This is a genomic window from Bradyrhizobium sp. SZCCHNS3002, assembly GCF_032377435.1.
Classification (GTDB): Bacteria; Pseudomonadota; Alphaproteobacteria; order Rhizobiales; family Xanthobacteraceae; genus Bradyrhizobium.
This window is the reverse complement of the sequence record NZ_JAUHHY010000005.1, coordinates 480,315-486,866: the sequence shown is the minus strand read 5'-3', so window position 1 is coordinate 486,866 and position 6,552 is coordinate 480,315. Positions and strand designations below refer to the sequence as shown.

Here is a 6,552-nt window from a genome sequence, read left to right as displayed (position 1 = left end):
ACGCCGTCCTTGGTGATGCGCGGCGCGCCGAACGACTTGTCGAGGACGACGTTGCGGCCCTTCGGACCGAGCGTGACCTTCACGGCATTGGCGAGGATGTCCACGCCGCGCAGCATGCGGTCGCGGGCTTCACCGGCGAATTTGATGTCCTTGGCTGCCATTCTCGACGACCTCCTAGGGCTTCAACATCGGCAGACTGATCGCTTTCTGCATATGCCTGATGTTGACGAGACGCAGCTTGGATATCTTGGTCAGGCAAGCCTGGTCGCTGACGACATCGACCCTGAGCCGGTCAGGATCGAAGCCTGCCAGGATCAGCCTGTCCTTGAACTCCATGGCACGATCGAGATCGCATTCCGGCTCCTGGTCGGAGGCCACGATGTAGATCTCGAATCCCAATATCGCGATTTTCTCCCTGTCCAGGCGGTTGCTGAACTCGACGAACTGGCCGTCGATGTAGCGCCTGTTCTCCGGCTTCAGGTATTTTGCGTCGATCAGACACCCGATGGTCTGCGACAGCGCTTCGTCCGGGATGGCTTCGTGCTTCTCGCACAAGATGGAGACGCTGAAATGCTTCGAATTGGAGTACTTCGACTGCATGATCTCCTTCTTGCAATCCTGCATCTGCCGCATCGGAACGCCGAAGGGGGACCAGGCACATGGCTGCTCGCCGTCGAGCGTGGCGAAATAGAGAGGAATGACTTCGCGCATCTTATCTAAGCCCCTGATTCAACACCGTCAGAGTTTCGACGAGCGACTCCTGACCTTGCGTCGCAGCCGCCATGAAGTCGGCATGGCTGGCCATCTTGCTGTAGGCAATGAAGGATCGGAGCTTCTTTTCCACCCCCCTGGGCAACCCCGGCTCGACAAGCTGCGAGGCGGCCTCCTTCAGCTCCTTGGCGAGCGACTCCACGTCTTCGACCAGCTCCGCCCGCTTCACCTTGAAATCCGTCTTTTGGACGTCCGTATCCTTGAGACGGCGGACATGGGCCTTTGCCCGTCGCCAGAGCACCCCGATTTTTCCGAGGTCCGGTCCGCCCGACTGCACGAGCCGGCCGATCAGCGACAGGGCGGCGAATGCTGATACGCTGGCCTGCATCAGCGCGGCGTTCATGTCCGATCTGGGCCAGGTTCCGAGCAAGCTCAGCACAGTGACCACCAAGACCGTGACGAGGCAGGGAATGATCGCCGCGACGACCGAGATGTAGTCCGCTCTTGCGGCGTTGATGCATACGACCAGGCACAGGAGCAAGACGACGACCGTGATGCGCGCTTCGTGCCCCGCGGCCTGCGTGCCGAGCGAGGTGAAAATATCGATGGCCTTGATTGCTCCGGTTGCGGCCACCAAGAACAGCAGCGCCATCAGCAGCGGCCCCACCAGCGCATGCTCGGGGCGATACGGAAACCAGATCAGCCGGTGGAAGACGACCTTGTACAATGGCGTATCCCGTCGTGAGACGAAGCCCCGTCTCGCAGGCTGCAGGCAATGGAGACCTCGGGGGCCTCAAATCGAGTATCCAAACCAATCCGAATTAGAGAATAATGATGCCAACTCCAACGTTCTTGCAAGTCCGTCCTGCCGTGCGGGCAATTGCACCTGCGCTGTTGCGCTGCCCGATCCAGCCGTGCCATCGAGGATGATCGGGCTGTGGCTCTGCCGCCTGCAGCGACGTCCGGAGACGTAGAAACTCATGACAGACCAGACTGCGGCCGGGCGTCCATGGACGCTGCTCCGCTCCCTGCAATCCTACCGGTTGAGCGCCCTGCCCGCCGATCTCGCCGCCGGACTGACGCTGGCGGCGATCGCGATCCCCGAGCAGATGGCGACCGCCAAGCTCGGCGGCTTCGCGCCCGAGATCGGCTTCTTCGCCTTCATGGCGGGATCGCTGGGGTTTGCGCTGTTCGGCGCCAACCGCTTCCTGTCCTGCGGCGCCGATTCCACGATCACGCCGATCTTCGCCGGCGGCCTGGCGCTGCTTGCGGCCGGCGGCACGCCCGAATACGGCAGCCTGGCCGCGGCGCTGGCGCTGCTGGTCGGGGTCATGCTGGTGCTGGCCGGCGGCTTCAAGCTCGGCGGCATCGCCAACCTGCTGTCGGTGCCGGTCACCGTGGGCTTCCTCGCCGGCATTGCCGTGCATATCATCGTCTCACAATTGCCGGGCGTGCTCGGCCTGCCGTCACCGAGCGGGCCGACGCTGGCGCGGATCGCGACCCTCGCGGGCGAGCTCGGCAAGTCCAACGCATACACGATGCTCATCGGCTTCGGCGTGCTCGCGACCATCACGGTCTGCGAGCGGATCAGCGCCCGCATACCCGGCGCGCTGATCGCGCTGACGGCCGCGACCCTGTTCGTGATGTCGGCCGGGCTGCAGGGCGGTGGCGTGCCCGTCATCGGCGAGATCGCCGGCACGGTGCCGATGCCGTCCGTGCCGCTGATCGGACCGGAACAATGGGCGAAGCTGGTCCCCCTCGCCTTCCTGATCGCCGTCGTGGTGATGGTGCAGACCTCGGCGACGACGCGCTCGTTCCCCTCCGATCCCGACCGGCCGGCCGACGTCGACCGCGACTTCCTCGGCGCCGGCGCCGGCAGCCTGCTGGCCGGATTGTTCGGCGCCTTCCCCGTCAATGCCAGCCCGCCGCGCACCGGCATCGTGGTCGAGACCGGCGGCCGGTCGCAGGTCGCAGGCCTGCTCGCCGCCGCGATCGTGCTGCTGCTCGTGCTGTTCGGCGCCCGGCTGCTTGCGAATGTGCCGGAGGCGGCGCTCGGCGGCGTGCTGCTGTTCGTGGCCTTGCGCATCATCCGCGTCGCGCAGATCACCAGCGTCTATCGTGCGTCGAAGGGCGAGTTCCTGCTCATCCTCGCCACCGCGGTGGCGATCATCGCGCTGCCGATCGAGCAGGGCGTCGCGATCGGCATCGCGCTGTCGCTGCTGCACGGCATCTGGAGCACGACGCGCGCCCACCTCATCGCCTTCGAACGCGTGCCAGACACGACGATCTGGTGGCCGGCGCATCCGCAGATCAGAGGCGAGGAGCTGTCCGACATCGCCGTGGTCGGCTTCCAGGCCCCGCTCAGCTTCCTCAATGCGGCGACGTTCCGCGCCGACATGCAGCGCCTGCTGCGCAGCCGCAAGCCGCGGCTGGTGGTGTTCGAGGCCAGCGCCATCGTCGAGATCGATTTCACCGCCGCGCAGACCCTGCGCGACATGATCCATATCTGCAACGAGGCCGGCATCGTGTTCGCGGTGGCGCGGCTGGAGTCGCTGCGGGCCCAGGCGGCCTTCGAACGGTTCGGCCTGTACGACGTGCTGCCGCGGGAGCGCGTGTTCCACAGCGTCGATCACGCGCTGCAGAAGCTGCGGGGCAGTGCCTCGGATATGCACGCTTGAGGGAATGGCGGCACGAGCACCGCCGTGGTCGAACGACGTCTCCGGGACCAAGCGGACGCTTGCGCGCAGTGACCTCGTGATACAAACCGTTACACGTTGCGGCGACGCTCGACATATGCCTGCTAAATTGATCGGCGAGACAGCAGCCTCACAAGGCCCGGCGCGTCGGCCGCGGCAAGAGAGGAATCATCGATCATGCACAAGCTGTTTCCGCTGCTGTTGATAGTCATCTTCAGCGCTGCCGCCCAGGCTCAGGACAGGAGCGCGATGCGCCAGGCGTGCGGCGACGACGTGCGCACGCTTTGTACGGGAATCATGCCGGGCGGCGGCCGCATCAAGCAATGCATGATCGAGAAGTTCGATAAGCTCTCCGACGGCTGCAAGACGGCGCTGAAGGACGCGAAGGCGCAGCCGGGCGGCAAATGATGCCGGCTGCGACGAAAGCCGGCGGCAGACGTCGCTCGTCGTTCATGTTCCTTGCAGCGAATGTCTGCTAGAATATCCTAAGATGGCGACGATGCCGTAGCGATGCGCTCCATGATCAGCAGAGCTGCATCGCGCGATCGGTGTCGTGGAGGTCTCTATGGTACTAGGAAGAGGTTTCGCGGCGTCGAAAAAATTGCGAAACCAAATCCTGTCCGAGGACGTCTAAGGACTGCACTGCTTCGAAACCAACGAGAGGACCGCACTGCAATGCGCAATCTGTTCACCTCCGCCCTGCTCGCCGCGACCGTCATGCTGGGCGCGTCGGCCGCGCAGGCCTTCACGCTGCCGGCCCAGCCGGCTGCTCCGGACGGCAATGTCGAGCGCGTCGCCGGCGGCTGCGGTCCCGGCTGGTTCCCCGACCGTTGGGGCCGTTGCCGGCCCGCCCCGCGCGTCTATCGCCCCTACGGTTATGGCGGCTTCGGCCCGCGCACCTGCTGGGTCCGGCCGACCCCGTGGGGACCGCGCCGCGTCTGCCGTTGATCTGCACGGAAACAAAGCGCCGCCGCGTGTCGAACGCGGCGGCGTTTTCTATTTGGTGAATCGTGATGCATTCCGACATCTCCCGCGGGCTGGGAGATGTGAGCAGCAGCCCTATGTGAGCAGCGGGCCTGCACGCCGAACCCAAATCCCAGCTCGGCTTGGATTGCCGATCAGCGCGCCGGGATGATCTTGCCTGGATTGAAGATGTTCTGCGGATCGAGCGCCTGCTTCACCGCGCGCATCGCATCGAGCGCTTCCGGGCCGAGCTCGGACTCGAGATATTTCTGCTTGCCCTGGCCGATGCCGTGCTCGCCGGTGCAGGTGCCGCCCATGGCCTGCGCGCGCTCGACGAGGCGATGCATGAACTCGTCGCCGCGCGCCATCTCGTCGGCGTCGTCGACGTCGCACATCAAGGAGCAGTGGAAATTGCCGTCGCCGACATGGCCGACGATCGGCGAGGTCAGCCTGAGACGCGCGAGGTCCTCCTCGGTCTCGGTGACGCAGTCCGCGAGCCTGGAGATCGGCACGCAGACATCGGTCGCGACCACGCCGACACCGGGCCGGATCGCCTTCACGGACCAATAGGCATCGTGACGCGCCTGCCACAGCTTGGTGCGGTCTTCCGGCTTGGTGGTCCAGGCGAAGTCGCCGCCACCGCACTCCCTGGCGATCTCGGCAAAGTTCTTCGACTGCTCGGCGACCTCGGCCTCGCTGCCGTGGAACTCGAGCAGCAGCAGCGGCGTCTCCGGCAGCGTCAGCTTGGAATAGGCGTTGCAGGCCTTGACCTGCGCTGCATTGAGCAGCTCGATGCGCGCCACCGGAATGCCGGTCTGGATCGCGAGGATCGTCGCCTGGCAGGCGCCCCGCACCGTCTCGAACGAGCACGACGCCGCGGCGATGGTCTCGGGGATGCCGCGCAGGCGGATCGTCATCTCGCAGATGATGCCGAGCGTGCCCTCGGCGCCGATGAACAGGTGCGTCAAATCGTAGCCGGCCGCGGACTTCTTGGCGCGGGTGCCGGTCTTGATGATCTCGCCGTCGCCGCGCACGACCTTCAGCGCCAGCACGTTCTCTCGGATGGTGCCGTAGCGCACCGCATTGGTGCCGGAGGCGCGGGTCGAGGCCATGCCGCCGAGGGACGCGTCGGCGCCGGGATCGATCGGGAAGAACAGGCCCTGGTCGCGCAGATATTCGTTCAAGGTCTTGCGGGTGATGCCGGGCTGGATCACGCAGTCGAGGTCCTCGGCATGCACCTCCAGCACCTTGTTCATGTCGCGCATGTCGATGCAGATGCCACCGGCCGGCGCATTGACCTGGCCCTCCAGCGAGGTGCCGGTGCCGAACGGAATGATCGGCACGCCTCGGGGGGCACAGATGCGGACGACGTCCTGGATGTCGGCGGTCTCCTGCGCCAGCACCACGCCATCCGGCGGCTGCGTCGGCAGCCAGGTCGTGGTATGGCCATGTTGCTCGCGCACGGCCTGCGAGGTGATGAGCCGGTTGCCGAAGCGGGCCGCGAGTGCGTCGAGCGCGCTCTTGAGCGCCTCCGGCGCGGGCCGCTTCAAATCGTGATGGGGGATCGTCGTCGCCACTGCTTCCTCCGAAAGTTGGGCGGACCGTGGCAAAGGACGCAACAGGGGTCAAGGGAGCAAACGGAAGAGCCGATGAGCGATAATGCAGTGCCCACGACGCAGGAGGCCGGGCCGTTCCTGTCACAGGTCATGCAGATCGAGCCGCAATGGATCGACTACAACGGCCATCTCAACATGGCCTACTACAACGTGATGTTCGACCGCGCGATCGACCAGATCTGGGCCGAGCTCGGTATCGGCCCCGCCTATATGAAGGAGCGCCAGGGCTCGACCTTCACCGCCGAATGCCACGTGCGCTATCTGCGCGAGATCCATCTCGGCGATCCCGTCCAGGTCGCCGTCTGGCTGATCGCGGCCGACGAGAAGCGGCTGCACACCTTCGAGGAGCTGCGCCATGCCGAGGAAGGCTGGGTCTCGGCGACCTCGGAGAACATGTCGGTGCACATCGACATGACCAAGCGCAAGGTCGCGCCGTTTCCGCTGGACATCCAGGCCAACATCGCCCGCGTGCTGCGGGCCCATGCCGCGCTGCCGCAGCCCGACGGGCTCGGCCGCGCCATCGGCATGCCGCGCAAGTAGGACCAGCGGGCCATGCGGGCGCGCCG

Annotated in this window: 7 protein-coding genes; 4 read left to right on the top strand and 3 right to left on the bottom strand. The window is 65.6% G+C overall.

Annotated features, from left to right (window positions below):
• Nucleotides 1-174 precede the first annotated feature (174 nt).
• Both QW845_RS14050 and QW845_RS14045 read right to left on the bottom strand, forming a co-directional pair.
• A complete protein-coding gene (locus QW845_RS14050; protein WP_315802157.1) occupies nucleotides 175-711 on the bottom strand; it encodes a hypothetical protein in 537 nt (178 codons plus the stop codon).
• 1 nt (nucleotide 712) lies between these two features.
• Nucleotides 713-1,438 (bottom strand): hypothetical protein, encoded by a 726-nt coding sequence (locus QW845_RS14045; protein ID WP_315802156.1) that lies wholly within the window; start codon nucleotides 1,436-1,438, stop codon nucleotides 713-715.
• A 253-nt stretch (nucleotides 1,439-1,691) separates the two neighbouring features.
• On the opposite strand from QW845_RS14045, the gene QW845_RS14040 reads away from it, so the two are divergent.
• The 3 genes from QW845_RS14040 (at nucleotide 1,692) to QW845_RS14030 (ending at nucleotide 4,355) form a co-directional block, all read left to right on the top strand.
• Nucleotides 1,692-3,389, top strand: a complete 1,698-nt coding sequence (locus QW845_RS14040; RefSeq protein WP_315802155.1) for a SulP family inorganic anion transporter — start codon at nucleotides 1,692-1,694, stop codon at nucleotides 3,387-3,389.
• A gap of 195 nt (nucleotides 3,390-3,584) precedes the next feature.
• Nucleotides 3,585-3,815: a hypothetical protein gene (locus tag QW845_RS14035; RefSeq protein ID WP_315802154.1), complete on the top strand. Its 231-nt coding sequence runs from the start codon at nucleotides 3,585-3,587 to the stop codon at nucleotides 3,813-3,815.
• 267 nt (nucleotides 3,816-4,082) lie between these two features.
• On the top strand, nucleotides 4,083-4,355 hold the full coding sequence (locus QW845_RS14030) for a GCG_CRPN prefix-to-repeats domain-containing protein (protein ID WP_315802153.1): 273 nt from the start codon (nucleotides 4,083-4,085) through the stop codon (nucleotides 4,353-4,355).
• A gap of 170 nt (nucleotides 4,356-4,525) precedes the next feature.
• On the opposite strand, the gene QW845_RS14025 is transcribed toward QW845_RS14030, so the two are convergent.
• Nucleotides 4,526-5,947, bottom strand: coding sequence for an FAD-binding oxidoreductase (locus QW845_RS14025; protein WP_315802152.1), 1,422 nt, complete (start codon nucleotides 5,945-5,947; stop codon nucleotides 4,526-4,528).
• Nucleotides 5,948-6,019: 72 nt separating this feature from the next.
• Between QW845_RS14025 and QW845_RS14020 the strand changes: the two genes are divergently transcribed.
• A complete protein-coding gene (locus tag QW845_RS14020; protein WP_315802151.1) occupies nucleotides 6,020-6,526 on the top strand; it encodes a thioesterase family protein in 507 nt (168 codons plus the stop codon).
• Nucleotides 6,527-6,552: the final 26 nt, after the last annotated feature.